Source organism: Peribacillus psychrosaccharolyticus ATCC 23296, from assembly GCF_000305495.1.
In the GTDB taxonomy this organism is placed as follows: domain Bacteria; phylum Bacillota; class Bacilli; order Bacillales; family DSM-1321; genus Peribacillus; species Peribacillus psychrosaccharolyticus.
Genome location: NZ_AJTN02000176.1, coordinates 13146 through 38329, shown reverse-complemented (window position 1 = coordinate 38329; position 25184 = coordinate 13146). Strand labels below are relative to the sequence as shown.

Here is a 25184-nt window from a genome sequence, read left to right as displayed (position 1 = left end):
TAATTATCTAGTTTTGAAAGAATAAGTAAAATTGTTCTTGCAAAATTTCAAAAAGACTATATAATAATATAAGTCAGATTGAAAAATGTTTGGTGGCGACAGCGAAGAGGCCACACCCGTTCCCATTCCGAACACGGAAGTTAAGCTCTTCAGCGCCGATGGTAGTTGGGGGTCTCCCCCTGTGAGAGTAGGACGTCGCCAAGCATATATATGGAGGATTAGCTCAGCTGGGAGAGCATCTGCCTTACAAGCAGAGGGTCGGCGGTTCGATCCCGTCATCCTCCACCATTTTTATCATACACCTGCCGGTGTAGCTCAACTGGTAGAGCAACTGACTTGTAATCAGTAGGTTGGGGGTTCAAGTCCTCTTGCCGGCACCATCTTTATGGATGTACAAGCTTATCATTTTGATTTTAAGCAGCAAAACATCTATGAGCCATTAGCTCAGTTGGTAGAGCATCTGACTTTTAATCAGAGGGTCGTAGGTTCGAATCCTACATGGCTCACCATTTTATATTGCGGGTGTGGCGGAATGGCAGACGCACCAGATTTAGGATCTGGCGCCGCGAGGCGTGGGGGTTCAAGTCCCTTCACCCGCACTTAATTTGCGGAAGTAGTTCAGTGGTAGAATACAACCTTGCCAAGGTTGGGGTCGCGGGTTCGAACCCCGTCTTCCGCTCCAATTTTCATTAGTTCCTTGCCGGGGTGGCGGAACTGGCAGACGCACAGGACTTAAAATCCTGCGGTAGGTGACTACCGTACCGGTTCGATTCCGGTCCTCGGCACCATCTTTAATTAAATATGCGCCCGTAGCTCAATTGGATAGAGCATCTGACTACGAATCAGAAGGTTGTAGGTTCGACTCCCGCCGGGCGCACTTTTTATCGGGAAGTAGCTCAGCTTGGTAGAGCACTTGGTTTGGGACCAAGGGGTCGCAGGTTCGAATCCTGTCTTCCCGACCATGAAATTTGGGGCCTTAGCTCAGCTGGGAGAGCGCCTGCCTTGCACGCAGGAGGTCAGCGGTTCGATCCCGCTAGGCTCCACCAATTTTTTGTAACACATATATCTTCTATTTGGGCGGCGTAGCTCAGCTGGCTAGAGCGTACGGTTCATACCCGTGAGGTCGGGGGTTCGATCCCCTCTGCCGCTACCAAAATTAGAGGACCTTTAGCTCAGCTGGTTAGAGCAGACGGCTCATAACCGTCCGGTCGTAGGTTCGAGTCCTACAAGGTCCACCATCTTCAACTGTGGAGGAATACCCAAGTTCGGCTGAAGGGATCGGTCTTGAAAACCGACAGGGGTGTCAAAACCCGCGGGGGTTCGAATCCCCCTTCCTCCTCCATTATTATTTTTTAAAACAGTGACATTAAGAATAGCACAATTATCATTATCGCGGGGTGGAGCAGTTCGGTAGCTCGTCGGGCTCATAACCCGAAGGTCGCAGGTTCAAATCCTGTCCCCGCAATCATAATGGTCCGGTAGTTCAGTTGGTTAGAATGCCTGCCTGTCACGCAGGAGGTCGCGGGTTCGAGTCCCGTCCGGACCGCCATTATTATTTAATCTCTTACATATTGGCTCAGTAGCTCAGTCGGTAGAGCAAAGGACTGAAAATCCTTGTGTCGGCAGTTCGATTCTGTCCTGAGCCACCATATTATTTTGGCGGTTGTGGCGAAGTGGTTAACGCACCTGATTGTGGTTCAGGCATTCGTGGGTTCGATTCCCATCAGTCGCCCCATTTAATATTGCGGGTGTAGTTTAGTGGTAAAACCTCAGCCTTCCAAGCTGATGATGAGGGTTCGATTCCCTTCACCCGCTCCAATAATGGGCCTATAGCTCAGCTGGTTAGAGCGCACGCCTGATAAGCGTGAGGTCGATGGTTCGAGTCCATTTAGGCCCACCATTATTGTTCCGCAGTAGCTCAGTGGTAGAGCATTCGGCTGTTAACCGAACGGTCGTAGGTTCGAGTCCTACCTGCGGAGCCACGGGGAAGTACTCAAGAGGCTGAAGAGGCGCCCCTGCTAAGGGTGTAGGTCGCGTAAGCGGCGCGAGGGTTCAAATCCCTCCTTCTCCGCCAGTAGGCCCCTTGGTCAAGCGGTTAAGACACCGCCCTTTCACGGCGGTAACACGGGTTCGAATCCCGTAGGGGTCATATTAAAAGATGTATACACAATGTGTATACATCTTTTTTTGTTTTTTGGGGAGCGTTGTTTTCAAAAATTGTTTAAAACATAGATTTTTTGTATGAACATACTTTCAATCAAGCTTTATAAGGCTTCCACCATACAAAGAGAAAAACCCCCATATAGGGGATTTTAATTATTACTTTTTATCTATATAACTGTCGTTTTCTTTGTAGGGGATGTCACCTAACTTGGAATCCTTATTTTCTTCATCTAATATTTCTTCTTCATGTTCCTGGTGGTTAGTCGGATAGGCTTTACGGTTCTTTCCATCAATGTCATTTCCGAGATATCCTTCGTACTTTTCAGGAAAGCCATCGGTATCATCTTCTGTTTCATAGAGGTCGTCATAATTAGCTGTATCTTTGGTGAAGTCTGAAGGTGTTTCAGATGTTCCAAATCGGGCGACTTCTGCAAAGCTGTCTTCTTTATCATTAATCTCATTTGATCGTCTGTTTTCAAAGTGATCGCCTTGAGAAGGAATCAATACTTCTTCTTCCACAGGTCTGTTTCTTGTCGTTGGTTGTTTTGGTGTATGTTCAACGCAGTAGAGAGTGGTTGGCACAGCTTCTAACCGTTCATAGGGTATATCTTCTCCACACGTCTTACATCTCCCGTAGCTGCCGTCTTCTATGGCATTTAAGGCTTCACTTATTTTTTCACTTTGGGTTTCAGCATGAGTAGTAAGTGCCATATCTCTTTCTTTTTCAAATAGTTCTGTTCCTAAGTCACCTGGATGATTATCATAGGTGGATAATTCCTCTGAGGCTTCTCTTTCACTTTTTTCAAGTACGGTTTCTTTATCTTGCTGTATTCTATTCGATACCTGCTCTTGTTCAGTTAAAAGCAACTCTTTTAAGTCTTCTATCTGTTTATTTGTTGCCATTGAAATCACTCCTCGTGTTTAATATCTTGCTTACGATTTAGTTATAACTATTTATTACCCGCTTTATCGGATGAGGAAACAAGATATAAAATTGAAAAATACCCCGTGTAAGGATACACGGGGTAAAAAGTTATATGAAGTAGCTGATGAATAAGCCGATTGATAAAAGGAAACCGAAGAAGGTATTTGTCTGCCCAGCAGATTTCATAGCAGGCATCATTTCGATAGGCATTGTTTTACCAACAAAACCTGTTGTTGTTTGTACGGCCTTGGGAATACTTAATAAAGCCAATAGAATCCATGGGGATACAGTTCCAGTCACAACTAATCCAACTACCCAAAGGTAAGCTATGGCGAACATAATCCCCATAAAGATAATTGCATTCTTTTGTCCAAGTAAAATTGGAAGGGTTCTGCGTCCGCTGCGTTTATCGCCATCATGATCCCGAATATTATTGGCCATATTAATTAGTCCGACTAATATACCGCTTGGAACAGCGACCAACACTGCTATGCTTGAAACATGCCCAGTTTGAATAAAGTAGGCAATGAGGATAATCAGGAATCCCATAAAGAATCCAGAGGCAAGTTCGCCAAAAGGTGTCCAAGAGATTGGGAATGGTCCCCCAGTGTATAGATAACCGACGAGCATACAGACTAGACCAACTGCTGCAAGCCACCAAGAAGATGCGGCACAGATATAAATGCCAAGCAGCAATGAAATAGTATACATAGCAAGTGCGAGCTGCATAATCAGCTTTGGGGTCATACCGTGACGAACAATGCCGCCGCCGATTCCTACTGACTCTGCGGTATCCAATCCTCGTTTGAAATCGTAATACTCATTGAATAAGTTGGTAGCGGCTTGAATTAGCAAGCTGGCAAAAAGCATGGCTAGAAATAATAACGTATTTACTGAGTCTGTAAGGAGTGCAAGTGCGGTTCCCATTAATACGGGAATGAAACCTGCTGTTAATGTATGGGGCCTTATGAGTTCCCACCATATTTTCCAGTGTCGCTTACCTGGAAGCGAAGCTGAATTTGAATAATCTTGTGAATCCATTATGTCTCTCCTCTATAAGTAGAAAATTGGCTGAAAATGACGTAAGCATACAGACTAAGTTTAGAAAAAGATTGAGGCAGTGTCAATGTCTTTTTCGAATGGCACTAATTGCTTAGTTCAAGTTTTATATAATAAGGAAGAAAATTGTTCTCACTAGTTGGAATAATTGACATTAACTCTGACAGAGGTGTATCTTTAAAGAGGTTTGAACTTATATTTACGGGGGGATTTTTTTGTCTATTTCATATAAAACTGAACGATTTGTAGGACTAAAGCAGGCGTTGGAACAAGCAAATTTGCTCCAAACAGTCGTCCTGTTCAGTGAAGTAAAAAAAATCGATCATATTGACCCCCTTTCATTTTATCGAGCTGGAAGAGAACGCTATGAAGGGGAACGCTTTTTTTGGCAGGACCCTGAGAAAGAAATTGTCATTGCGGGTTTAGGTAAAGCCCTGAAACTCCAAGTACCTGCTGATTTGAATCGTTTCAGCAGTATGGAAGCTAACTGGTCTACCATCCGGAATACTGCTGTTATTACAGGAGTAACCGATATAATAGCGACAGGGCCCTTGTTATTTGGAGGCTTTTCTTTTGATCCTAACAAAAGTGACTCTCGTTTATGGGAGCATTTTGGAGATAATCTTTTTTACATCCCCTCCCTCATGCTATCCGTTGTGAAGGGGCAAGCATATGTTACGACCAACACACTCTGCACTCCCGGCATTAAGGGAGAAATACTGATTGAACAGATAAATGATTGGGACAAGTTAGTTAATGGGAAGACCATCGAATCTATGCCGGAAAACAAGGTCCAAAGCCAAACGGAAATTCACCCAGAAGCTTGGAAGGATACCGTAGCTCAGGCCGTTCAAGAATTAAAAGAGACGGATATGGATAAGATTGTCCTCGCAAGAGAATTACGAGTAACGTGCACAGAACGTATTCAGTCTGAAACGGTATTAAATCAAATGCAGAAAGAACAGCCAAAAAGCTATATCTTTAGTTTAGAGTCTGAGAGTGATTGTTTTATTGGTGCCACGCCAGAAAGACTTGTTAAAAAACAGGACAGTGAAATGCTTTCGGCTTGTTTAGCAGGTTCAATTGCCCGTGGTAAGACAGAGGAACAGGATACGCTTCTAGGCAATGAATTATTACATGATGAAAAAAACCTAATGGAACATCAATATGTGGTTTCAATGATCACAGGTGCATTAGAAACTGTTTGTGAAAAACTAATGGTTCCACGTGAACCTGGATTGATGAAAAATAGGCATATTCAGCATTTATACACTCCCGTGAGAGGGACATGCGCCCGTGATGTTTCTATGTTTCAGGTAGTAGATAAATTGCATCCTACGCCTGCTATGGGCGGGCTGCCAAAAGAAAAGGCGGTCAGCCGAATTCGTGAGATAGAAGAGCTGGAACGTGGATTTTATGCAGGACCAATTGGTTGGATCGATTCCTATGGAAATGGAGAATTTGCCGTTGGAATACGTTCCGGACTTCTTCAAGGCAATGAAGCATCCTTATTTGCTGGTTGTGGAGTTGTGGCAGATTCAATCCCGGAGAGTGAGTATCGGGAAACATCCATTAAATTTAATCCAATGCTAAGTGCTTTAGGAGGAACGCTAAATGAATGAGCAAGATTCATTAACCGCATACGCAGCTTCATTTATTGATGAACTTGCTCGGAATCAGGTTAAACATGCCGTGATAAGTCCAGGTTCGAGATCAACTCCCCTGGCTCTTTTGTTAGCGGAGCACCCTGATATTACCATTCATATAAATGTTGATGAACGTTCAGCAGGTTTTTTTGCTCTTGGCTTAGCCAAAGCGTCACATGAACCTGTTGCTATGTTATGTACGTCTGGTACAGCTACAGCCAATTTTTATCCGGCTATAGTAGAAGCTTTTTATGCGAGAGTACCACTTATCGTTCTAACGGCTGATCGGCCGCATGAGCTTCGTGATGTAGGTGCTCCGCAAACCATTGATCAGATTCAGATGTATGGTAAGCATGTTAAGTGGTTTGCTGAAATGGCTATTCCAGAAAATACAGATGTGATGGTTCGCTATGCCCGCACGATATCTGCGAGGGCAGCGGCTACAGCAGTTAAACAACCAAGAGGACCCGTACACGTTAATTTCCCTCTTAGAGAGCCGCTCGTGCCTGCGATGCAGGATGTGCAAACTTACAGAGGTCAAAGAGAGGCAACTGTACAAGTGGAAGCTGGTGATTTATCACTTTCAGCTAAGCAAATGGATAATCTCGCAAGCCTTCTCAATCAGTCAAAAGCGGCTATGATTGTCTGTGGAGAGCTGCAAACTACTGAAAGCAGAGAAGCAATCATCCAGTTAGCTGATAAATGGAATGTGCCGATTCTGGCTGATCCGCTGTCACAACTTCGGAGCGGACAAAGCGCTGTGAATATTATTGATTGCTATGATACCATTTTGCGTGCTGAACGAGCATGTGAGGCCTTCAGTCCGGATCTCATTTTAAGATTCGGAGCGATGCCAGTTTCAAAGCCGCTTTTACTATATATGAAAAAACAGCGTCAAGCTGTTCATATGGTCGTTGATGGGGGCGCAGGATGGAGGGAACCTGCAGGTCTTGCTACAAATATGATTCAGTCAGAAGAAACTTCATTTTGTCAGGGGATGACTGCAAGGCTGCAGGAAGCTCAGGATTCAATCTGGCTGTCAAAATGGGTAACTATTAATCATGCAGCCAAGCAGGCATTAAGCAGTATTCGAGATGGAGCTGAGCTGGATGAAGGGAAGTTATTTTCTCTTTTAAGTGATTTAATGCCTGAAGACTCTCATTTATTCGTCGGAAATAGTATGCCTATTAGAGATTTGGATACGTTCTTTTTTACGAATAATAAGTCGATTCATACGTATGCCAACCGCGGTGCTAATGGAATTGATGGAGTTGTCTCAACGGCTCTTGGTGTAAGCACTGTGAAGGAAAATACGGTTCTTGTCATTGGAGATTTAAGCTTTTTCCATGATATGAATGGGCTGCTAGCAGCTAAACTGCAAAAGCAGAATCTAACCATTCTTCTTGTTAATAATGATGGCGGTGGAATTTTCTCCTTTTTACCTCAATCGTCTGAAAAGGAATATTTCGAAGTACTCTTTGGTACCCCTCATGGTCTTGACTTTGAACTTGCCGTAAAGCTTTACGGAGGTAACTACCATAAAGTCCAGAATTGGGACGATTTCCAAGAGAATTTCACAAAATCCTTTACTGTTCCCGGTTTAAAGGTCATTGAAGTCCCGACAAATAGAGAAGAAAATGTCTTAAAACATCGAGAATTATGGAATTATGTTTCCCGGGAAATGAATATTGTACTGGATAAGGAAAAACCATGAATTTTGTCACAAATGGTGTAGAATACCATATTGAAACAGCAGGTGTATCTGGTGGACAACAGCTTCTATTGCTGCACGGATTTACGGGAAATCTCCATACTTGGGACTTTCTTATCCCGATGCTTAGTGAACATGTTCAATTGATCATGATTGATATCGTCGGTCATGGGAAAACAAGCGCTCCCGAAGAAATTACTCCCTATAGAATGGAATCAGCAGCTGCTGATTTAAAAGCGATAGTCGATCACCTGGCGATTAGTAAAATCCATGTATTAGGTTATTCTATGGGTGGAAGACTGGCACTGAACTTTGCCGTTCTTTACCCTGAATGTATTCAGTCGTTAATTCTTGAAAGTGCCTCCCCAGGACTTGAAGAGGAAGGGGCAAGAAAGAAGAGAATGAATCAGGATCACCAACTTGCTCACAATATAATGGCGAATGGAATCGAAACATTTGTGAATAAGTGGGAGAACATTCCTTTGTTTGCTTCGCAAAAAAGACTTCCTGCTGAAAAGCAGGCGGTAATCCGTAAACAAAGACTAGATAATCATGAAACGGGACTGGCCAACAGTTTAATCGGGATGGGTACGGGTGCTCAGCCTTCGCGTTGGCAGAGTCTTGAAACGCTGTCTTTTCCAACGCTGTTGTTGACAGGGGAGCTTGATTTTAAGTTCTGTGAAGTTGCTGCGAGGATGAGCAGGCTTATCGAAAATTGCGATTGGAAAATAATAAATGATGTTGGACATGCTATTCACTCGGAGAATGAGAAAATGTTTGGTAAAATAGTATATGAGTTTTTAGCTAAACAATAAGGAGGAGCAAAATTGACAATTGAGTGGGTAACTAAACGAGAATATGAAGATATTCTTTACACAGCTTATAATGGTATTGCAAAGATTTCTATTAATCGTCCTCACGTACATAATGCATTTCGTCCGAAAACGACAGCTGAATTAATTGATGCGTTTTCACGTGCACGTGATGATTCTGAAATTGGTGCGATTATTTTAACCGGTGAAGGTGGAAAAGCGTTCTGTTCAGGTGGAGACCAAAAAGTTCGTGGTAATGGCGGCTATGTTGGCGAGGATAATATACCGCGATTAAACGTCCTAGATCTTCAACGCTTAATCCGAGTCATACCTAAACCGGTAGTAGCCATGGTAGCGGGTTATGCAATCGGAGGAGGACATGTACTTCATATCGTTTGTGATTTAACAATTGCAGCTGATAATGCTGTATTCGGGCAAACAGGTCCTAAGGTGGGCAGCTTTGATGGTGGATATGGTGCAGGTTATTTAGCCCGTATCGTCGGCCATAAAAAAGCGCGTGAAATTTGGTATCTATGTCGTCAATATAATGCACAAGAAGCATTAGATATGGGGCTAGTTAACACCGTTGTACCATTAGAACAGCTTGAAGAAGAAACTGTTCAATGGTGTAAAGAAATGCTTCGAAATAGCCCAATGGCGTTACGTTTCTTAAAAGCATCTTTCAATGCTGATTCAGATGGACTTGCAGGTATTCAGCAGTTAGCTGGAGATGCAACTCTTTTATATTACACAACAGAAGAAGCAAAAGAAGGACGCGATGCGTTTAAAGAAAAACGTGATCCAGACTTTGGTCAATTCCCGCGTTTCCCATAATAGAGACAATCATGAAACAGCTTGGCGGGGTAACTCGTCGAGCTGTTTTCGTATAAGGAGTTAGAAAAATGACTACAAAAGTTGAAAGAATGCCGAATTGGCTGAAGAAACGTGCTCAGTTGACCCCCAATCGACCTGCAATAGAGTTTGATGAAAAAATTTATACCTTTCTAGAACTAGACTTACTCGCAGAAAGTACAGCAAGAAAAGCGGCTGCTTTAGGTCTACAGCAGGGGAATACGTGTGCTGTTTTAATACGAAATGATATTAGAAGTGTAGCGTTAATTCATGGGCTTTTTTATTTAGGTGTTCGTATTGTTATGCTGAATCATCGTCTAACTGCCAACGAACTAACTTGGCAAGTAAAGGACAGCCAAGCAGACCAGCTTATTTTTGATGCTGTTTTTAGTGAGAAAGGGAAACAAGTTCAAAGACAGCTTCCATTACTTAAAATAGCCAGTATGGAGGTTGTTCAGCAAGTGCCAGAAGATAACCAAGCCCGGATTATCAGTGAGTATGTTATGGATGAAACGGCGACCATTATGTATACCTCAGGGACTACAGGAAACCCAAAAGGCGTTATCCAGACTTTCGGCAATCATTGGTGGAGTGCCATTGGTTCTGTCTTGAATTTGGGACTAACTGAAAAAGATTGCTGGTATTGTGGAGTTCCCATTTTTCATATAAGCGGTCTTTCCATCTTGATGCGAAATATGATATATGGGATGAAGGTTGTCCTAGCAGAGAAATTCAGCGCCATTGAAGCAAACAAAATGATTCAGGAAAAGGGAATTACCATTATTTCCGTAGTTACCACGATGCTGAACCGGATGATACAAGATCTTGGCGATGAAGGCTATCCGGCTTCATTTCGGTGTATGCTTCTTGGTGGAGGCCCTGCTCCAAAGTACTTATTGGAAGAATGTAAGGCTAAACAGATACCTGTGTATCAAACCTACGGGATGACGGAAACAGCTTCACAAATTGTAACGCTGTCCCCTGAAGACAGCTTGGAGAAGCTTGGTTCAGCTGGAAAGGCGTTATTTCCTTCCCAACTTCGAATTGAGATTGATGGACACGAAGCGGGACCAAATGAACATGGTGAAATTGTGGTTGCGGGTCCAAATGTTACATCCGGCTATTTAAATCAAATGGAAGCCACAGAGAAAGCAATTAAGGATGGATGGTTATATACAGGAGATATTGGTTATCTCGATAGTGAAGGGTTTCTCTTTGTTATGGACCGACGTTGTGATTTGTTAATATCGGGCGGTGAGAATGTCTATCCAGCCGAGATAGAGGCAGTGATTAGTAAACATCCTGCTGTGTTTGAGTCTGGTGTAACATCAATCGAGGATGAAAAGTGGGGACAGGTTCCGATTGCATTTGTGGTTACCAATAAGAATCATGTGGTAACGGAAGAAGAATTACTTATGTATGTAAAAGAAAATCTAGCTCCATATAAAGTGCCGAAGTACATTTTCTTTTGTGAAGAACTGCCTCGAAACGCAGCTAATAAGCTGATGAGAAGAAAACTAAAAGAGCTGGGAAGCCGCTCATGAAAATACATTCGGTAACCCTATCGATTATTTCTGCTCCACTAAAGTCACCGTTTACGACTCATTTAGAAACTGTCACTATAAGAGAAGTTATTGTTATTAAAGTCATAGATCAAGATGGAAACATTGGGTATGGGGAAGCGGTGCCTTTTTCAAGCCCTTGGTATACAGAGGAAACGATTCAAACCTGTAAACACATATTGGAAGATTTCTTGATTCCAAGTTTATTAAATATCCCGATTCATCATCCCGCTGAACTGGAGAATCTGTGGAGTGGAATTAGGCGGAATGCTATGGCTAAGGCTGGACTTGAACAAGCATTATGGGATTTATATGCGAAACAACAAGGGGTTTATCTTGGTAAACTGTTTGGGGCAGTAAGGGAAGAAGTAGCAGCAGGTGTTGTCATTGCGGCACCAGATATCCAAACAGCACTTCAACAAATTGAGGACGTGAAATCTGAAGGATATGAGCGGTATAAAGTGAAGCTTCACCGAAATACCGATATAGACCTTTTATCAGAAATAAGAAATACCTATCCGAATATCAGCTTAATGGCAGATGCTAATTCGTCATATACACTCAATGATGTGGAGCATTTGAAAAAGTTAGATACGTTTAATCTCATGATGATTGAACAGCCATTAGGTAATGATGATATTGTTGAACATGCGCTATTGCAAAAACAGCTTACTACACCGATTTGTTTGGATGAAAGTATTTGTTCATTCCATGATGCGAAAAGTGCACTGCTGCTTGGCAGCTGTGGAATCATAAATATTAAAATGTCACGCGTAGGTGGATGGAATCAAGCGGTTAAAATTCATAATCTTTGTCTTCAAGAACAAGTACCTGTATGGTGCGGCGGAATGATTGAGTTTGGTATTTCCCGGGCTCATAATCTGGCACTGGCATCACTCCCTGGGTTTACTATTCCTGGTGATTTAGCACCCTCATCGAGGTATTGGTCCGAAGATATTATTGAGCCGGAAGTCATGGTGAATAATGGGAAAATCACTATTCCAACAACTCCAGGCATCGGTTTTGCAGTTGATGAGGAGCGTGTAAACAGGATGTCAATTTATGAACATGCATTTACACAATAACTATTTAACGGTCAATGAGAGTGGAAAACAGGAACGAAAGAAAAGGACTAGGAATACGTTGTATATATATATGATCTGTTTAAGCTGTATTTCGGCTAAATGGGTCATATATTTGTCTAATTTTTTAAAATTTCAGTTTTTTGTAAAAATTAATGGTGAGTTAAGAAACAGATTATGATATGATGAAATGGAAGGAATTACAAGTAGAATGCCTTAGATAGAGCTTTCAAATAAATGAGGAAAAATAGGCATATACTACTTTTTTCAGCATTTACTTTTTTATATTATAGTGATAGCGCTTACATCAAATGAAGAATAGCAGAGGAGATGATTAAATGGAGAAGCAATATTTAATTGCAGAGATTTTATTGGAGCGAGGGCTGCCGGATTTAGTCGTAAAAGAGATTACGAAATTAGGGGAACACGAGCTGTTTTTCTTAAAAAATAAATGGAATAACAGTGAGGAATTTTCAACTGACTTCCAAATTTAGAACAAACAAAAAAGCGAGGCGCCGGGCCTCGCTTTTTTTATTTTAAAGATTTTCATTTGGCCGGAATGTTTTGCAGGCCACTTCTTCACTGGTACGGGCTCGTTCTTCAGTGTAACTAACTACATTAATATGGTCAGCGGAGCAGCGATTTCCGTTCCGCCAAAAATGACAGCTGTCAACCGAACACTTCACACCATGTGGCATTCAATCCACTCCTTTGTTGTAGTGGTACCTTATTAGAATGTGCAAATGAATCCCGTTACAACCTGCAGTATTTATAGAAGGATTACCAAAATTTAATGTAAGGCTGTTTTTAAGGTCTCAAGGTTTTGTTCCATCAAGCTGAAGTAGTCCTCATCATTTTTTACATCATTTTCGGTAAGAACCGATAAATTATGAAGCATCAGATCTTTTGCTCCAATCTCCTTCTGAATAATTTCAGTTAGCTTGGAGCTGACATTCTGTTCGAATATAATATATGTTAAATGATTCTCTTTAGCTATTTTAACAATTTTCTCAAGTTCTTTTTGTGAAGGATCAGCTGAAGCAGTCAGACCAGTGATACTAATTTGTTCTAGGCCGTAGCGTTCCTCCCAATACCCATATGCAGCATGTGATACGATTAGTTTCTTGGTTGATGCTGCGTCGATGGTTTGTGCAAAGTCTTGATCTAACTGGTCAAACTGAGAAGCTAATTGCTCATATTGCGCTTCAAAAAATTCTTTTTGTTCCGGTTTTTCCGCAATAAGTTCCTCTTTAATTTTTTCAGCCATTGCTTTTGAATAGACTGGATTCAACCAAAGGTGAGGATTCACACTTCCGTGATTATGTCCATCATGATCTTCGTGGCCTACTTCCTTTGCTTCGTGATTATCGTCGAGGTCGATTGATTCTCCAATGGCGAGGACCTTAACACCTTCGTTTGTTAAGATGGGCTTTGCTTTGGTAACAAACCCCTCAAGGTCATAACCTATATAGAAAAACAAATCAGCATCAGCCATGCTCACAATATCTTTTTGTGAGGGTTCAAAAGAATGTTCATCGGTACCAGGTGGATAAACAGTATCGACATCCACGTATTTACCGCCAATTTTCTTCGTGAAATCTGCAAGTGGATAGACCGTTGTATATACATGAATGGTATCCTTAGTCTCACTGCTTTTTTCTCCCTCTTTATTACAACCAGCTAAAATGACCGCAAAAGCAAGTAGAGCGATCATGAGAAATCTTTTGTGCATTATTCTTCACTCCTGATAATTCGGATTGATTACGATTTAAAAATTAAACGAAATGATTACGATTTGACTTCTGTATTTTACTTTATTTAAATGATGAAAGCAAGTAGTAATTTGGGGACGTTAAATTTGTTTTTCCTTTTTCTCTGGGACTGGGTCAAAACCACCAGGGTGAAAAGGCTGACATTTAACAATTCGCTTAATCGTCAGCCAACTTCCTTTAATTGGACCGAAACGATTGATTGCTTCCAGCCCATAATGTGAGCAGGTTGGATAGAAACGACAAGTAGGCGGTGTAAGCGGGGAAATCACGATTTGGTAAAAACGAATAATACCTATAAATATTTTTTTTATCATGACAGCTCATCTCTCTCTTGAAAAAACATAATTATTTCTCTCACTATACCATAAAAAATGTATATAATGGAGCGATAGTTTATTGGTAAATCAATCTAAATAGATGAAAAAAATCGGAATTAGATGTAGAATAAGAATATAGACTTTTAAGGAGTGATAAAATGCCTTCAGTTGAAAGCTTTGAATTAGATCACAATGCCGTTAAAGCCCCGTATGTTAGACACTGCGGAGTGCATAAAGTAGGGTCAGACGGATTGGTTAATAAATTTGATATCCGTTTCTGTCAGCCAAACAAACAAGCAATGAAGCCTGATACGATTCATACATTAGAGCATCTTCTTGCATTTAATATTCGTAAGCACTCGGAAAAATATGATCATTTTGATATTATTGATATTTCACCGATGGGCTGTCAAACTGGTTATTACTTAGTAGTAAGTGGTGAGCCGACTGTTACTGAAATCATTGATGTATTAGAAGATACATTTAAGGATGCTGTTCAAATCACTGAAATTCCGGCTGCTAATGAAAAACAATGCGGCCAAGCTAAATTGCATGATCTTGAAGGAGCAAAGAAGTTGATGAACTTCTGGCTTAAGCAAAGTAAAGAAGATCTTCATCAAGTATTCGCATAAAAAAGAAAGGTTCTGCTCGTAACTGAGCGAGAACCTTTCTTTTTTTTATTTTTTCGTTTGATTTTCTACTTCATTCTTTAAGTCTGCTTCTTGGTCAAGCGGGTCAATCGTATGCTTAAAGTTGTACCCTTTATTTATTGTCATAACGGCTAAGAATAAGACGACAAAAATTATTAGAATTGAAATAATTAAAACAGCTGTCAAGGGGAAACTCCTCTCATATGGCAAGTTATGATTTATATTACCATATATGAAATAAGCCTGGTGAAGGAATACTATCAAAAAGTGTAAAGGAGAACTTTTTGTATGGTTTAACTGTCCTAAAAAAGGGAAATATATAATATAGACATTAATACTATTTGGAGGAGATATTTATGAGTGGAAATTTAGTACAATATAAAAAAGGTGAAGATGGTTCCGCAGACAAATTAGTTGAATTAGTCAATAAGGAAATTGCAAACTTTAATGTACTTTACACCAAATTGCATAACTATCATTGGAATGTTAATGGACCGCATTTCTTTTCTCTCCATGTAAAGTTAGAAGAACTATATAATGAAGTGACTTTAAATATGGATGAGCTGGCTGAGAGACTTCTGGCACTTGGTGCAAAACCCGTGGCAACCATTAAAGAATATATGGAGTTAACCACAATTAAAGAAGCTACCGGCAGTGAAAAAACAGAGACAATGGTGAAAAATATTATTAGTGATTTTGAAACTTTATCAGATGAATTCGCTGAAATTATTTCCATTGCAGAAGAAAATAGCGATGAAGTAACAGGAGATATGTTAGTGGGTATGAAAAAATCTCTAAATAAACACACTTGGATGCTTCGTGCGTATCTAGGTAAATAATAAAAATGTCAGACCAACTGAAATCATTTTCAGTTGGTCTTTTTTTTGTAAAAAAAAGAAACCAAAGAGATGGACTCGAAGGTTTTAAATGATCCTATAGCAGGATTAATGAATATTTCGCTGGTGAAAGGAAGTCGGTTTGACTTCATCCATACTATCTTGTGTGAATTTTCCTTTTAGCGACTCAATGATATAGATACCTAATAAATTGTTTAATTCTTGATCATCCATTTCTTGTAGTAATTCAAGAATTTCCTCACGATTCAGCTGTTCTAAAACGGCAAATGCAAGCATATCAATATCTTCCTCATCACCAGTGAGTTTATTACGGTATAAGTTATATAACTCCTCAATTAATTTCATTGCAGGTCACCTCATTTCTAGGCTAATTTGTGTTTAATCATATGTAAAAAGCTTTGGCTTTAGGAACTCTTCTTATATGGATATATTATATGTTTTACCCTTGGAAAGATACTTTAATCTGATTTTTACATTTACTTGCCAAATAATAATAGATTTCGTTGGAAAGTCCTAGTGGAATTTGTGTGTATGAACGTTTGTATTGAGAGGCAAAATAAGTACACTAGCCATAAAAGGAGCTGATGTTGTGGGTGAAAATCGCAAAGAATATTATATAGATTTACCATCCCACCAGATATCACGGAACGGTGAGTTTTCACCATGGACATTTAAGATTGAAGCGTCAGAGGAAGACATGATAAGACTTCGTGAATATTTTGATATGGAACATGAAGCTGATGTAGATTCTTTTTATAGAGCGCATGTACCGTATATTCAGTATCATTATGATCGCCCTAACGATCATTACGATCAAAATTTGCAAAAGGTTTACGAATTAATTTATGAACTTGGCGATAGTGAAACAAAGCAATTTATTGAGAGTACAGGTGTACTGAAAGATAACCCTATAAACGATGAGATCTAATCGGTCGTACCTGCTAAAACGTAGTAAACTAGAGGTATTACGTTTTAAGGAGTAAATGTTCATGCAAAGTTTTGTAGATGCAAACGGTTATCAAGTTGATTTTTCCGAAAGTGAAGAGTTTGGCGAGGCTTGGCATGTCCTTGTGTTAAGCCAATTGAACGATCAATGGGTATTAACTCAGCATAAAAAAAGAGGGCTGGAGTTCCCAGGGGGGAAAAGAGAAGCGGGAGAATCGATTGAGGATGCAGCTATTCGAGAAGTGTATGAAGAGATTGGCGGTATTGTTAACGAATTAGTACTGCTTGGTCAATACCGTGTCAACGATCCAAATAAACCCTTTGTGAAGTCGATTTATTATGCCGAGTTAAAGATGCTGGAAACAAAGAGTGACTATTTAGAAACAGCAGGTCCTATTTTGATTGAAAAATTGCCTGCAGACATTAAGACGAATCCCCATTACAGTTTTATTATGAAGGATGAGATTATCGCACTTAGTCTTACTCAGCTTAAAAAAAGGGAACCATCGTGGAGCTTTAAAAGCACGATGGTCTTTTTTTACCCATGTTTTATTAATTTACGCTCAAGCCAAGCAACCAGCTGATACATTATGGTAGCACAGACAGCAATAATCATCAGTGACATGAGAACAAGTGTGAAGTTAAACACTTGGAATCCATAAATAATTAGATACCCAAGCCCTCTTGAGGAGACGAGGAACTCACCAACAATGACACCAACCCAAGAAAGACCCACATTAACCTTTAAGGTAGAGATAATGGTTGGAAAGGAGGCTGGAAGGATGGCCTCCTTAAAGGATTGGAAACGAGTAGCACCGAATGTTTGAAGTACCTTTAAGTAGTTTGGATCGACTTCTCTAAATGACGTATACACAACAATGGTGGTAATAATGACAGAAATAATGGCCCCCATTGAGATAATAGAGGTGAAACCGGGGCCGAGAGCTACAATTAAAATAGGGCCAAGTGCAACTTTAGGCATGGCATTTAAAATGACTAAATAGGGGTCAAGCACCTTTGAGAGAAAAGGTGACCACCAAAGAATAGCGGCTAGTAAGGTACCAAGCAGGGTACCTAAAATGAACCCGAGGACTGTTTCAAATAAGGTGACGCTCGCATGATTGAGTAGTGTGCCATCAAGAAGTTTAACTGTGAACAGGTTCCAAATTTTAGAGGGTGAGCTGAATATGAGCGGATCAACCCATTCTAATCGAGACGCAATCTCCCAACCGCCGAAAAAAACGATGAAGATCAACAGCTGGTATACTCGAACACGTCTTTTCTCACTCTTTAAATCAGCTTTATATTGATTATGCAGAACGTGTATATCAGGCGTGGTCTTCAAGATTCTCAAGCTCCTTCCAAATAGTTTGGAATAAAGCATTATAAGCATGATGGTTTCGAACTTCAAAAGGTGTAAGTGATCGAAGTTCTTCAGGAACGTCAAATGTTTTATGGATTCTGCCTGGGTGAGAGGCAAATAAAAAGATTTTATCGCTCATAGCAATGGATTCACCAATATCATGGGTAACGAGAACAGCTGTTTTACCAAATGATTTTAAGGTAATCGATACAAGATCTTCAAGACGGAGTTTCGTCTGATAGTCGAGTGCAGAAAAGGGCTCATCAAGTAAAAGAATTTTTGGATCTACTGCAAGAGTCCGTGCTAGGGCTGCCCGCTGCCGCATACCGCCTGAAAGTTGACGAGGGTATTGATTTTCTACCCCAGTTAATCCGACGCTTTCGAGTAATTCTAGTGCTTTTATCTTCGAATCCTCACTCTCATGCTTTAATAGCTTTAAACCAAGGGTGATATTTTCGCTGATCGTTTTCCAAGGAAAAAGATAATCCTGTTGCAGCATATAGCCAATAGAACGATTATGACCGGACTCTCCCTCAATCAGCACATTTCCTACCGTAGGAGGAAACAGACCGGCAATAATTGAAAGTAAGGTTGTTTTACCACATCCACTTGGACCAAGGAATGAGATGAATTCCCCTTCTTCAATGGATAGACTTACATCTGACAGCGCAGAGGTGGCATGGTCTTTTGAAAAATAGGTGTGACTAACTTGATTAATCGTTAAAAAACTCATTGTTGCCTCTCCTTTCTATTGAGAGACCTTTTCGGCATATTTGACGTTTACGAGCTTTGTATAATCCATACGGGACGGAAGTTCTCCTGCTTCATCCATGATGTTCTGCAAGTTATCCCACTCTTCTTCATCCAGAATAGGATCAGCAGCATAAGACCCTTGTTCTTTATAGCGTTGAATCGACATTTTCATAATTTCAGGATCTGCATCTTCAAAATAGGGCTGAATTGTTTTAGCAATTTCAGCAGCATCTTGTTTCTGAACCCAATCTTGTGCCTTTTTCAACGCCCGAGTGAATTTCAAAACGGTCTCATCATTTTCTTTCAAGTAACTCGTTTTTGTCATATAAGTGGTATATGGGATATGGCCGGATTCGGTACCAAAAGATGCAACAATATGACCTTTTCCTTCTTTTTCAAAGATACTAGCAGTAGGCTCAAATAACTGAACATAGTCTCCTGTGCCAGATGCGAAGGCGGTCGCGATATTTGCAAAGTCGATATTCTGAATGAGTGTTAAATCGTTTTGCGGGTCAATACCATGTTTCTTTAAGACAAATTCTCCTGCCATTTGTGGCATTCCACCTTTACGCTGTCCAAGGAATGTCGAACCTTTCAACATATCCCATGAAAAGTTATCAATTTTATCTCGACCGACTAAGAACGTTCCATCGGTCTGTGTCAACTGAGCAAAATTCACAATGGGATCATTGGTTCCTTGGGCAGTTACATATATAGAAGTTTCTGAACCCACAAGAGCAAAATCGGCACCGTCAGATAATAGTGCCGTCATGGTTTTATCACCACCAGCAGTTGTTTTTAAATCAACTTCCAATCCTTCTTCCTTAAAAAACCCTTTCTCTATGGCAACATATTGTGGTGCATAAAAAACGGAACGAGTAACTTCAGCAATCCTTACTTTTTGAAGTTCATCCTTGCCGCATGCTGCTAATGAGAATACTAAAACCACTGCGAATAGCAGCAGGATACTTGCTTTATACCACTTTTTCACCTATGTTCCTCCTCGTCTAAATGGTGTGTAAATCATCTTGAATTAGAATATGAATAGGTAGAAAATGTGTGAATGCCCATAGCCCTTTTTTTATGACTAAGCGTTGAATCAGGATAAAAAAGTTAGGATGCATTAAAATAAGGTCATTAGTAAGTGTCGAAGGAGTGTAATGTTTATGGAAGATGGTACAATTGTTGAAAAAATTCGCTTTCCTTCTCCGCATCCGGGAGTTCATCTTTATTGTGTTACGTATCTTGCACAGGGATTAAGGGTGAAAGGATTACTTGCAGAACCGGTTAACGGTGAAGTTTATGATGGTTTTCTATATCTTCGCGGCGGAATCAAGAACGTAGGCAAAGTCAGACCATCACGAATTACTCAATTTGCCTCTGAGGGCTTTGTTGTATTCGCCCCATTTTATCGTGGAAATCAGGGCGGTGAGGGAGACGAGGATTTCGGAGGGGAAGATCGATACGATGCGATTGCAGGATTTAAACTGCTTGAAAACCATCGTCGGGTTAATCCAAAATCAATTCATATTTTTGGCTTCTCAAGAGGGGGGATCATGGCGTTATGGGCGGCTATCTTTTGTCCGACTGCTGCATCGATTGTGACTTGGGGCGGTGTCTCAGATATGTTTTTAACCTATGTCGAGCGTGTAGATCTACGCAGAATGATGAAGCGGGTCATTGGAGGAACTCCGAATAAAGTTCCCGATGCATTTGTTTATCGGACTCCATTATTTTCACTCGATTCTTTAGATGTACCCGTCTTAATCATACATGGAGAAAGAGATGGAAATGTATCTATTGATCATGCATATCGGCTTGAAAAACAATTGAACGAAAAGCATAAACAAGTGGAGACCTGGTACTTTCCACAGTTTACGCACTACTTTCCCCCTGCTGTAAATCGAAAAGTTGTCAGGGATTTAACTCAGTGGATGAAAACACAGGGACAAAGATGATAAGATATAGGTAATACGAATGAGGAGGGCATAGTATGGGCATGCCTATGGAATTAAATACGATGATCGTTACTAAAGGACGGGAAGAACGCGAGGAAGAAAATATCTTCCGGTTAAAAAAGGAAGGGTACCGTTTATACCCGATCGATATTCCACTCGATATCCGTAAGACAATCGAAAGTGAATCAAGTGGGACTGCAGTCATTCAAAAAGTGGAATGGCAGAATGAAGCAACTACGATTACATACAAATTGATCTCACTAAAGTCAACAAACTAAAAACAGGTTGTCGAGAAATCGACAGCCTGTTTTTATGTGACTACGCCTAAAAATACGTATGCATAGAAAAAAGTCAGTTCTGCACAAAAGCAGCTTGAAGTGCACAGAAAGACTGTTATTTGTAATAGCTATCGAGAGATTCTCGATAGCTTTAAAACTTAAAAAGCGGGCAGAGCAATCTCATCATACTCTTCTTCAAGGAATTTCTTCACTTCAGGGCCAGTCATTCGTTCTGCCAACTTTTTAATTTCTTCAGAGTCAGCATTGTTACTACGCGCCACGAGTGAAATGGCGAATTCCGAATCTACGGATTCTGTAATTAATGCATCTTTCTTAGGGGTTAATCCAACTGGTTTTGCATAGGCTGGTGTCATGGCAACTAAATCGACATCATCAAGTGTACGGGCCAGCATTAATAAATCGACTTCCTTAAACTGATAGTTATGTTTGTTTTCAACGATATCCGCTTGTGTGGCTTCGATACCTGCTCCATCTTTTAGTTTAATTAAACCGGCTTTTTCAATCATTACAAGTGAACGGCCAATGTTAGAGGCATCATTAGCAATGGCAATAGTGGCTCCATCCGGCAAATCAGCAATATCTTTATAGCGCTTTGAGTAAGCTCCATAGATAGCGTGATAGATAGGTTGAACGAGAGTTAATTCAGTATCATTACTTTCATTATACTGTTTCATATAAGGGACATGCTGAAAGAAGTTTGCATCGACTTCGTTATTAGCAAGTGCAGTATTTGGTTGAACGTTATCTCCTAAAACAACAATATCCAGATTGATGCCGTCTTCTTTAAGTAAGGGTTTAACAATGTCTAATATATCAGTCATTGGTGGTATGAGTGTAGCCACCTTAAGGGTAACATCTTTTTTTTCTGTTTGAGATGCTGGTTGTTTTTCATCTTGACCACAGCCTGCAATAATTAGAATAAGAGTTAGAGATAGAAGAATAGCGGTTATTTTTTTCATTAATCGTGTACCTCCGTTTATATTCCTAGCGTTTATCAATGAGTCTTGCTGTTGTACTTCCAACAAATTGAATCGTTTGAACAAAGATGAGCATGATGATAATGGTGAATACCATGAGATCGATTTCAAATCGCTGATAGCCATAGCGAATGGCGAAATCACCGATCCCCCCGCCTCCGACAATTCCTACTACAGTAGAATAGGAAATAAAGCTGATTGTAGAGGTTGTTAATCCGAGAAGTAAACCTGAACGTGCATCTACATAAAGAAATTTATAAATAATTTCCAAGGTAGAAGCCCCCATAGCCGTTCCAGCTTCGATAATTCCTCTTGGCACTTCAAGTAGAGATTGTTCAACTAGTCGTGAATAATAGGCGACAGCCATAATGGCGAGAGGGACAGAAGCAGCTAAGGTCCCAATGGCTGTTCCAACGATGAAACGGGTAAGCGGAATTAAAAATACAACCAGTAATAAGAATGGAAATGAGCGGACAACGTTAACGAATACATTAAGTATGGAAAACACTATTCGATTTTCAAGCAGCTGGTCTCTCCTGCATAAAAATAACAAGGTTCCGAGTGGAAGACCGACCAAGACTGCCGCTGAAATAGAGATTCCTACCATAAGAAAGGTTTCACCGATTGCCTGCCAAATTTCAGACTGGTATTGCATAATATGGTCAAACATCTCCATCTACCTCGCTTAAAAGTTGCCTACGCAGTGATTGGTAATCATTCTTTAAGGCAGCAAATCCTTTGGGTTCGAACGAAATTGTTTCGATTATTTCGCCTGCTTCCATAATAGAAACTTTGTTGCAAATGCTTTTAATGACGTCCATTTCGTGGGTAACGATAACAATCGTAACACCAAAATTCCTGTTAATTTCCTTTAATACCTTTAAAATCTCTTCAGTAGTCTGTGGATCAAGTGAAGATGTTGGTTCATCACATAACAGCACAGTGGGATTGGTCGCAAGTGCTCTAGCGATGGCTACACGCTGCTTTTGTCCACCACTCAAGCTGGACGGATATTGCTCTGCCTGCCGTTCAAGCCCTACAATTCGTAAACACTCTGCTGCCCGCTCCAGTCGTGCTTGTTTAGAAAAACCTGCAAGCTCTAAGGGAATCAGGACATTTCCTTTTACACTACGGTTATGCACTAGATTAAACGCTTGAAAAACCATCCCAATCGATCTTCGTGCATTGCGGAGGTTTTTAGTAGTTAATTGAGTTAACTCTAAGTCATTAACTCGGACATGTCCCGTGGAGGGTGACTCAAGCAAATTAATCATGCGGAGCAATGTAGACTTCCCGGCGCCGCTTGTTCCAATAATTCCGTGAATTTCACCTTGAAAAACCTGAAGAGAAACAGAATGTACAGCTTCATATGGACCATTTTTTAACCTATAACTCTTGCTGATTCCATCTAAGACTATCAAAGTATTCCTCCTTTTCTAATGAGGATAGGCAGATATTGATTGTAACAGAGAAAGAGGAAGGGAGAAAGCGTAATAGGTATAGTAAAAAAAGAAATTTTTAGGGAGATTTTAGATAGATAGATTGATGAGTATTTTTGTGAAAATGAACCTAATTAATTTAAATATACTGACTATTCAAAAAATGAATCGAAAGACATCCTTCTTTTGACATTCAAACGATCCAAAATACTGACGTGATAGTACTTAAGCTTTATAGACGAATTTATCAACAGTAAGATAGTCTAAAAGTAGTTATTATCCATTTTTTATTAGATTGGGGTAAATTTGTAAACAATAAGGTTAAAGGAGGATCTATGAAAAAGAAACTGCTTATGATTTCTTCCGTATGCTCCGTATTTTGGACAAGCACAGTTGCAGCAGCCTATGATGAGCAGCCAAGGAGGGTGCCTTCTATTGAAAAAGCAGAAAAGAAATTCACTGCTGATCATCAAATTCATCCAATTTTCACTTGGGATTCTCCGGTGATTCCATCATTAAGTATTCTCCATCCGAGTTCACCACGTGAAGCAGGAATGATTGATGCCCCATTGCAAGAAATGGATAGCCTGATTAACCAAGCAATTTCTGAAAAGGTTATGCCGGGTGCCGTTGCATTTGTAGCAAGAGGAGGAAAGATTGTTAAAAATGAAGCGTATGGGTATTCAGCTAAATATGCTGATGAATTCTATACGGAGATGGATAAGCCAATCCCAATGCAAGAAAATACGATATTTGATGCAGCCTCCATTAGTAAAATTTTCACGTCTACAGCCATTATGGTTCTTTACGAAAAAGGGTTGGTAAGTCTTGATGATCCTGTCATGAAGTATATACCAGAATTTGCTCAGAACGGAAAGGAACAAGTGACTGTTAGGCAGCTGCTTACACACACGTCTGGCTTCGTTGCTTGGGTTCCTTTATACAGTCAGGGGAGTGCTAGAGAAGATAGGCTTAAAATAGTCTTTAAACAGCCTCTTGCTATGCCGCCTGGTTCGACATATACATACAGTGATTTAAATATGATTACACTCGGGGCGATCATAGAACGTGTTTCTGGAATTCGACAAGATGAGTTCGTTGAAAAAAATATAACGAAACCATTAAAAATGCGGGATACGATGTATAATCCGCCTGACTCAATAAAAATGCGCATCGCAGCTACAGAAGTTCAAACTGTACCGAATAGAGGGCTAGTCTGGGGAGAGGTTCATGATGAAAATGCTTGGTCCCTAGATGGAGTAGCAGGCCATGCAGGTGTATTTACAACAGCACAAGACCTTGCTAAATTAGCTCAAGCTTTCCTGAATAATGGGAGCTATGGCGGGAAGAGAATTCTAAAGGCGAGTACAGTGAAGCTTCTTCTCGAGAATCAAAATCAGGATTTTCCTGGAAATGACCACGGGCTTGGCTGGGAATTAGGGCAAGGCTGGTACATGGATGCATTATCTGACAGTACTTCTTTTGGTCATACTGGCTATACGGGAACCTCAATTGTTATAAGTCCAAAGCATAAAACGATTGCCATTCTTTTAACCAACCGTGTTCACCCTACTAGAACCTCCATATCGACGAATGGGATTAGAAGGATGTTTGCTCGTCAGACTGCGGATGCTATTCCGGTTTCGATTCCAGGGAAAGAGTCAGCTTGGTTCTCGGGTTATGGAGACATGCTTTCAAGAAAGTTAGAAGCAAAGCTCGATTTGAAAACCAAAACCGACTTAACCTTCACTCAATGGCATAGTCTTGAGCAAAATGCTGATTATGGAGTGGTTGAGGTGATGATGAATGAGGAATGGATAGAACTCGCAAAGTTTGAAGGAACCAGTAAAGGCTGGGAAAACCAACGAGTGGAGATTCCGAAAGAAGCTGTCAAAATACGTTTTACGTATCATACAGATGCCTCGGTAAATGGACGAGGCTGGTATATCAAAGACGCAAAAATTCAGTCTAAGAACAAGAAAACTGCTCTATCCTTCGAAGCCTCGGATTGGAAGCTTAGAAACTACTAAATCAAGAGGAGG

Annotated in this window: 27 protein-coding genes, 21 tRNA genes and 1 rRNA gene; 36 read left to right on the top strand and 13 right to left on the bottom strand. The window is 40.5% G+C overall.

The features are described from left to right. Positions 1-88: 88 nt before the first annotated feature. The 22 genes from rrf to WYK_RS09050 all read left to right on the top strand — a co-directional run bounded on the left by rrf (position 89) and on the right by WYK_RS09050 (position 2149). A 5S ribosomal RNA gene (rrf, locus tag WYK_RS09155) occupies positions 89-204 on the top strand. An 8-nt stretch (positions 205-212) separates the two neighbouring features. Continuing rightward, positions 213-288, top strand: a tRNA-Val gene (locus WYK_RS09150). Between the two features lie 16 nt (positions 289-304). Then, positions 305-380: transfer RNA gene (locus tag WYK_RS09145), tRNA-Thr, on the top strand. Between the two features lie 53 nt (positions 381-433). Next, positions 434-509: transfer RNA gene (locus WYK_RS09140), tRNA-Lys, on the top strand. A gap of 9 nt (positions 510-518) precedes the next feature. Then, a tRNA-Leu gene (locus WYK_RS09135) sits at positions 519-599 on the top strand. An 8-nt stretch (positions 600-607) separates the two neighbouring features. Beyond that, a tRNA-Gly gene (locus WYK_RS09130) sits at positions 608-682 on the top strand. Positions 683-699: 17 nt separating this feature from the next. Continuing rightward, a tRNA-Leu gene (locus WYK_RS09125) sits at positions 700-788 on the top strand. Positions 789-803: 15 nt separating this feature from the next. Beyond that, positions 804-877 (top strand) — tRNA-Arg (locus WYK_RS09120). 8 nt (positions 878-885) lie between these two features. Next, a tRNA-Pro gene (locus WYK_RS09115) sits at positions 886-962 on the top strand. 8 nt (positions 963-970) lie between these two features. Next, a tRNA-Ala gene (locus tag WYK_RS09110) sits at positions 971-1046 on the top strand. Between the two features lie 30 nt (positions 1047-1076). Then, a tRNA-Met gene (locus WYK_RS09105) sits at positions 1077-1153 on the top strand. 8 nt (positions 1154-1161) lie between these two features. Continuing rightward, a tRNA-Ile gene (locus WYK_RS09100) sits at positions 1162-1238 on the top strand. An 11-nt stretch (positions 1239-1249) separates the two neighbouring features. After that, positions 1250-1342: transfer RNA gene (locus tag WYK_RS09095), tRNA-Ser, on the top strand. A 49-nt stretch (positions 1343-1391) separates the two neighbouring features. Continuing rightward, positions 1392-1465 (top strand) — tRNA-Met (locus tag WYK_RS09090). Positions 1466-1472: 7 nt separating this feature from the next. After that, positions 1473-1549, top strand: a tRNA-Asp gene (locus tag WYK_RS09085). 24 nt (positions 1550-1573) lie between these two features. Then, a tRNA-Phe gene (locus WYK_RS09080) sits at positions 1574-1649 on the top strand. Positions 1650-1659: 10 nt separating this feature from the next. Next, a tRNA-His gene (locus WYK_RS09075) sits at positions 1660-1735 on the top strand. Between the two features lie 9 nt (positions 1736-1744). Beyond that, a tRNA-Gly gene (locus WYK_RS09070) sits at positions 1745-1818 on the top strand. Between the two features lie 5 nt (positions 1819-1823). Next, positions 1824-1900, top strand: a tRNA-Ile gene (locus WYK_RS09065). Positions 1901-1907: 7 nt separating this feature from the next. Next, a tRNA-Asn gene (locus tag WYK_RS09060) sits at positions 1908-1982 on the top strand. A gap of 1 nt (position 1983) precedes the next feature. Continuing rightward, positions 1984-2074: transfer RNA gene (locus tag WYK_RS09055), tRNA-Ser, on the top strand. Between the two features lie 3 nt (positions 2075-2077). Then, positions 2078-2149 (top strand) — tRNA-Glu (locus tag WYK_RS09050). 170 nt (positions 2150-2319) lie between these two features. Here the strand turns inward: WYK_RS09050 and WYK_RS09045 are convergent. Together WYK_RS09045 and WYK_RS09040 are read right to left on the bottom strand one after the other, a co-directional pair. Continuing rightward, positions 2320-3066 carry a TraR/DksA C4-type zinc finger protein gene (locus WYK_RS09045; RefSeq protein WP_040374192.1) on the bottom strand — a complete coding sequence of 249 codons (747 nt, stop codon included), beginning with the start codon at positions 3064-3066 and terminating at the stop codon, positions 2320-2322. A gap of 130 nt (positions 3067-3196) precedes the next feature. Next, positions 3197-4129, bottom strand: a complete 933-nt coding sequence (locus WYK_RS09040; RefSeq protein ID WP_040374191.1) for a 1,4-dihydroxy-2-naphthoate polyprenyltransferase — start codon at positions 4127-4129, stop codon at positions 3197-3199. A gap of 233 nt (positions 4130-4362) precedes the next feature. Between WYK_RS09040 and WYK_RS09035 the strand changes: the two genes are divergently transcribed. From WYK_RS09035 to WYK_RS24910, 7 genes are all read left to right on the top strand, one after another. Next, complete coding sequence (locus WYK_RS09035; RefSeq protein WP_051387396.1) at positions 4363-5769, top strand: isochorismate synthase; 1407 nt, start codon at positions 4363-4365, stop codon at positions 5767-5769. Next, complete coding sequence (gene menD, locus WYK_RS09030) at positions 5762-7507, top strand: 2-succinyl-5-enolpyruvyl-6-hydroxy-3-cyclohexene-1-carboxylic-acid synthase (RefSeq protein ID WP_040374190.1); 1746 nt, start codon at positions 5762-5764, stop codon at positions 7505-7507. The genes WYK_RS09035 and menD overlap by 8 nt, the downstream gene beginning before the upstream one ends. After that, positions 7504-8319 carry a 2-succinyl-6-hydroxy-2,4-cyclohexadiene-1-carboxylate synthase gene (gene menH, locus WYK_RS09025; protein WP_040374189.1) on the top strand — a complete coding sequence of 272 codons (816 nt, stop codon included), beginning with the start codon at positions 7504-7506 and terminating at the stop codon, positions 8317-8319. The genes menD and menH overlap by 4 nt, the downstream gene beginning before the upstream one ends. A 12-nt stretch (positions 8320-8331) precedes the next feature. Continuing rightward, the gene (menB, locus tag WYK_RS09020; protein WP_040374188.1) at positions 8332-9150 is read left to right on the top strand and encodes a 1,4-dihydroxy-2-naphthoyl-CoA synthase; all 819 of its coding nucleotides are present in this window, start codon (positions 8332-8334) and stop codon (positions 9148-9150) included. 68 nt (positions 9151-9218) lie between these two features. Next, complete coding sequence (locus tag WYK_RS09015) at positions 9219-10712, top strand: o-succinylbenzoate--CoA ligase (protein WP_040374187.1); 1494 nt, start codon at positions 9219-9221, stop codon at positions 10710-10712. After that, positions 10709-11815: an o-succinylbenzoate synthase gene (gene menC / locus WYK_RS09010; protein ID WP_040374186.1), complete on the top strand. Its 1107-nt coding sequence runs from the start codon at positions 10709-10711 to the stop codon at positions 11813-11815. The genes WYK_RS09015 and menC overlap by 4 nt, the downstream gene beginning before the upstream one ends. Positions 11816-12150: 335 nt before the next feature. Next, a complete protein-coding gene (locus WYK_RS24910; protein WP_161629121.1) occupies positions 12151-12306 on the top strand; it encodes a hypothetical protein in 156 nt (51 codons plus the stop codon). A gap of 42 nt (positions 12307-12348) precedes the next feature. Here WYK_RS24910 and WYK_RS23910 read toward each other — a convergent pair whose 3' ends face one another. The 3 genes from WYK_RS23910 to yidD all read right to left on the bottom strand — a co-directional run bounded on the left by WYK_RS23910 (position 12349) and on the right by yidD (position 13898). Then, positions 12349-12510 carry a DUF1540 domain-containing protein gene (locus WYK_RS23910; RefSeq protein ID WP_081704830.1) on the bottom strand — a complete coding sequence of 54 codons (162 nt, stop codon included), beginning with the start codon at positions 12508-12510 and terminating at the stop codon, positions 12349-12351. A 92-nt stretch (positions 12511-12602) separates the two neighbouring features. Next, entirely contained in the window at positions 12603-13544 is a 942-nt protein-coding gene (locus tag WYK_RS09000) for a metal ABC transporter solute-binding protein, Zn/Mn family (RefSeq protein WP_040374184.1), read from the bottom strand. A 120-nt stretch (positions 13545-13664) separates the two neighbouring features. Beyond that, complete coding sequence (gene yidD, locus WYK_RS08995; RefSeq protein ID WP_040374183.1) at positions 13665-13898, bottom strand: membrane protein insertion efficiency factor YidD; 234 nt, start codon at positions 13896-13898, stop codon at positions 13665-13667. A gap of 161 nt (positions 13899-14059) precedes the next feature. On the opposite strand from yidD, the gene WYK_RS08990 reads away from it, so the two are divergent. Further along, positions 14060-14533 (top strand): S-ribosylhomocysteine lyase, encoded by a 474-nt coding sequence (locus WYK_RS08990; RefSeq protein ID WP_040374182.1) that lies wholly within the window; start codon positions 14060-14062, stop codon positions 14531-14533. 45 nt (positions 14534-14578) lie between these two features. On the opposite strand, the gene ytzI is transcribed toward WYK_RS08990, so the two are convergent. Then, positions 14579-14737, bottom strand: a complete 159-nt coding sequence (ytzI, locus tag WYK_RS23905; RefSeq protein WP_081704829.1) for a YtzI protein — start codon at positions 14735-14737, stop codon at positions 14579-14581. A gap of 170 nt (positions 14738-14907) precedes the next feature. On the opposite strand from ytzI, the gene WYK_RS08985 reads away from it, so the two are divergent. Then, positions 14908-15390, top strand: a complete 483-nt coding sequence (locus WYK_RS08985; RefSeq protein ID WP_040374181.1) for a Dps family protein — start codon at positions 14908-14910, stop codon at positions 15388-15390. Positions 15391-15495: 105 nt separating this feature from the next. On the opposite strand, the gene WYK_RS08980 is transcribed toward WYK_RS08985, so the two are convergent. After that, positions 15496-15753 carry a DUF6154 family protein gene (locus WYK_RS08980; protein WP_040374180.1) on the bottom strand — a complete coding sequence of 86 codons (258 nt, stop codon included), beginning with the start codon at positions 15751-15753 and terminating at the stop codon, positions 15496-15498. A gap of 244 nt (positions 15754-15997) precedes the next feature. On the opposite strand from WYK_RS08980, the gene WYK_RS08975 reads away from it, so the two are divergent. Continuing rightward, positions 15998-16336: a hypothetical protein gene (locus WYK_RS08975; protein ID WP_040374179.1), complete on the top strand. Its 339-nt coding sequence runs from the start codon at positions 15998-16000 to the stop codon at positions 16334-16336. 61 nt (positions 16337-16397) lie between these two features. After that, positions 16398-16937 (top strand): RNA deprotection pyrophosphohydrolase, encoded by a 540-nt coding sequence (gene ytkD, locus WYK_RS08970; protein ID WP_081704828.1) that lies wholly within the window; start codon positions 16398-16400, stop codon positions 16935-16937. Here the strand turns inward: ytkD and WYK_RS08965 are convergent. From WYK_RS08965 to WYK_RS08955, 3 genes are read right to left on the bottom strand one after another with little or no spacing between them, the layout of a single operon-like run. Continuing rightward, positions 16892-17698, bottom strand: a complete 807-nt coding sequence (locus tag WYK_RS08965; protein WP_040374178.1) for an ABC transporter permease — start codon at positions 17696-17698, stop codon at positions 16892-16894. The two genes, ytkD and WYK_RS08965, sit on opposite strands and share 46 nt — an antisense overlap. Then, a complete protein-coding gene (locus tag WYK_RS08960; RefSeq protein ID WP_040374177.1) occupies positions 17682-18449 on the bottom strand; it encodes an ABC transporter ATP-binding protein in 768 nt (255 codons plus the stop codon). The genes WYK_RS08965 and WYK_RS08960 overlap by 17 nt, the downstream gene beginning before the upstream one ends. A 15-nt stretch (positions 18450-18464) precedes the next feature. Continuing rightward, positions 18465-19460, bottom strand: coding sequence for an ABC transporter substrate-binding protein (locus tag WYK_RS08955; protein ID WP_040374176.1), 996 nt, complete (start codon positions 19458-19460; stop codon positions 18465-18467). A 175-nt stretch (positions 19461-19635) separates the two neighbouring features. Here WYK_RS08955 and WYK_RS08950 point away from each other — a divergent pair, with 175 nt between their 5' ends. Both WYK_RS08950 and WYK_RS08945 read left to right on the top strand, forming a co-directional pair. Beyond that, positions 19636-20427 (top strand): alpha/beta hydrolase family protein, encoded by a 792-nt coding sequence (locus WYK_RS08950; RefSeq protein WP_174391494.1) that lies wholly within the window; start codon positions 19636-19638, stop codon positions 20425-20427. A 35-nt stretch (positions 20428-20462) separates the two neighbouring features. Further along, positions 20463-20705 carry a DUF2584 domain-containing protein gene (locus WYK_RS08945; protein WP_040374174.1) on the top strand — a complete coding sequence of 81 codons (243 nt, stop codon included), beginning with the start codon at positions 20463-20465 and terminating at the stop codon, positions 20703-20705. 158 nt (positions 20706-20863) lie between these two features. Here the strand turns inward: WYK_RS08945 and WYK_RS08940 are convergent, their stop codons facing one another. Genes WYK_RS08940 through WYK_RS08930 form a run of 3 tightly spaced genes read right to left on the bottom strand, consistent with a single transcriptional unit; the run spans position 20864 to position 23124 of the window. Further along, positions 20864-21685 carry a MetQ/NlpA family ABC transporter substrate-binding protein gene (locus tag WYK_RS08940; protein WP_040374173.1) on the bottom strand — a complete coding sequence of 274 codons (822 nt, stop codon included), beginning with the start codon at positions 21683-21685 and terminating at the stop codon, positions 20864-20866. Positions 21686-21710: 25 nt separating this feature from the next. Next, positions 21711-22373 (bottom strand): methionine ABC transporter permease, encoded by a 663-nt coding sequence (locus tag WYK_RS08935; protein WP_040374172.1) that lies wholly within the window; start codon positions 22371-22373, stop codon positions 21711-21713. Beyond that, positions 22366-23124: a methionine ABC transporter ATP-binding protein gene (locus WYK_RS08930; protein ID WP_051387395.1), complete on the bottom strand. Its 759-nt coding sequence runs from the start codon at positions 23122-23124 to the stop codon at positions 22366-22368. Before WYK_RS08930 ends, WYK_RS08935 begins: the two co-directional genes overlap by 8 nt. 353 nt (positions 23125-23477) lie before the next feature. Here WYK_RS08930 and WYK_RS08925 point away from each other — a divergent pair, with 353 nt between their 5' ends. Further along, positions 23478-25172 (top strand): serine hydrolase domain-containing protein, encoded by a 1695-nt coding sequence (locus WYK_RS08925; protein ID WP_051387394.1) that lies wholly within the window; start codon positions 23478-23480, stop codon positions 25170-25172. The last annotated feature ends 12 nt before the right edge of the window (positions 25173-25184 follow it).

Excerpts from the sequence above, each read along its gene's own strand:
- WYK_RS09015 (WP_040374187.1), top strand. The coding sequence starts at position 9,219 with ATGACTACAAAAGTTGAAAGAATGCCGAATTGGCTGAAGAAACGTGCT.
- WYK_RS08960 (WP_040374177.1), bottom strand. The coding sequence starts at position 18,449 with ATGAGTTTTTTAACGATTAATCAAGTTAGTCACACCTATTTTTCAAAA.
- WYK_RS23910 (WP_081704830.1), bottom strand. The coding sequence starts at position 12,510 with ATGCCACATGGTGTGAAGTGTTCGGTTGACAGCTGTCATTTTTGGCGG.
- ytkD (WP_081704828.1), top strand. The coding sequence starts at position 16,398 with ATGCAAAGTTTTGTAGATGCAAACGGTTATCAAGTTGATTTTTCCGAA.
- WYK_RS08940 (WP_040374173.1), bottom strand. The coding sequence starts at position 21,685 with ATGAAAAAAATAACCGCTATTCTTCTATCTCTAACTCTTATTCTAATT.
- menC (WP_040374186.1), top strand. The coding sequence starts at position 10,709 with ATGAAAATACATTCGGTAACCCTATCGATTATTTCTGCTCCACTAAAG.
- WYK_RS08980 (WP_040374180.1), bottom strand. The coding sequence starts at position 15,753 with ATGAAATTAATTGAGGAGTTATATAACTTATACCGTAATAAACTCACT.
- WYK_RS08990 (WP_040374182.1), top strand. The coding sequence starts at position 14,060 with ATGCCTTCAGTTGAAAGCTTTGAATTAGATCACAATGCCGTTAAAGCC.
- WYK_RS08945 (WP_040374174.1), top strand. The coding sequence starts at position 20,463 with ATGGGCATGCCTATGGAATTAAATACGATGATCGTTACTAAAGGACGG.
- WYK_RS08925 (WP_051387394.1), top strand. The coding sequence starts at position 23,478 with ATGAAAAAGAAACTGCTTATGATTTCTTCCGTATGCTCCGTATTTTGG.
- menH (WP_040374189.1), top strand. The coding sequence starts at position 7,504 with ATGAATTTTGTCACAAATGGTGTAGAATACCATATTGAAACAGCAGGT.
- WYK_RS09000 (WP_040374184.1), bottom strand. The coding sequence starts at position 13,544 with ATGCACAAAAGATTTCTCATGATCGCTCTACTTGCTTTTGCGGTCATT.
- yidD (WP_040374183.1), bottom strand. The coding sequence starts at position 13,898 with ATGATAAAAAAAATATTTATAGGTATTATTCGTTTTTACCAAATCGTG.
- WYK_RS08935 (WP_040374172.1), bottom strand. The coding sequence starts at position 22,373 with ATGTTTGACCATATTATGCAATACCAGTCTGAAATTTGGCAGGCAATC.
- WYK_RS09040 (WP_040374191.1), bottom strand. The coding sequence starts at position 4,129 with ATGGATTCACAAGATTATTCAAATTCAGCTTCGCTTCCAGGTAAGCGA.
- WYK_RS08985 (WP_040374181.1), top strand. The coding sequence starts at position 14,908 with ATGAGTGGAAATTTAGTACAATATAAAAAAGGTGAAGATGGTTCCGCA.
- WYK_RS09045 (WP_040374192.1), bottom strand. The coding sequence starts at position 3,066 with ATGGCAACAAATAAACAGATAGAAGACTTAAAAGAGTTGCTTTTAACT.
- WYK_RS08950 (WP_174391494.1), top strand. The coding sequence starts at position 19,636 with ATGGAAGATGGTACAATTGTTGAAAAAATTCGCTTTCCTTCTCCGCAT.
- menD (WP_040374190.1), top strand. The coding sequence starts at position 5,762 with ATGAATGAGCAAGATTCATTAACCGCATACGCAGCTTCATTTATTGAT.
- WYK_RS24910 (WP_161629121.1), top strand. The coding sequence starts at position 12,151 with ATGGAGAAGCAATATTTAATTGCAGAGATTTTATTGGAGCGAGGGCTG.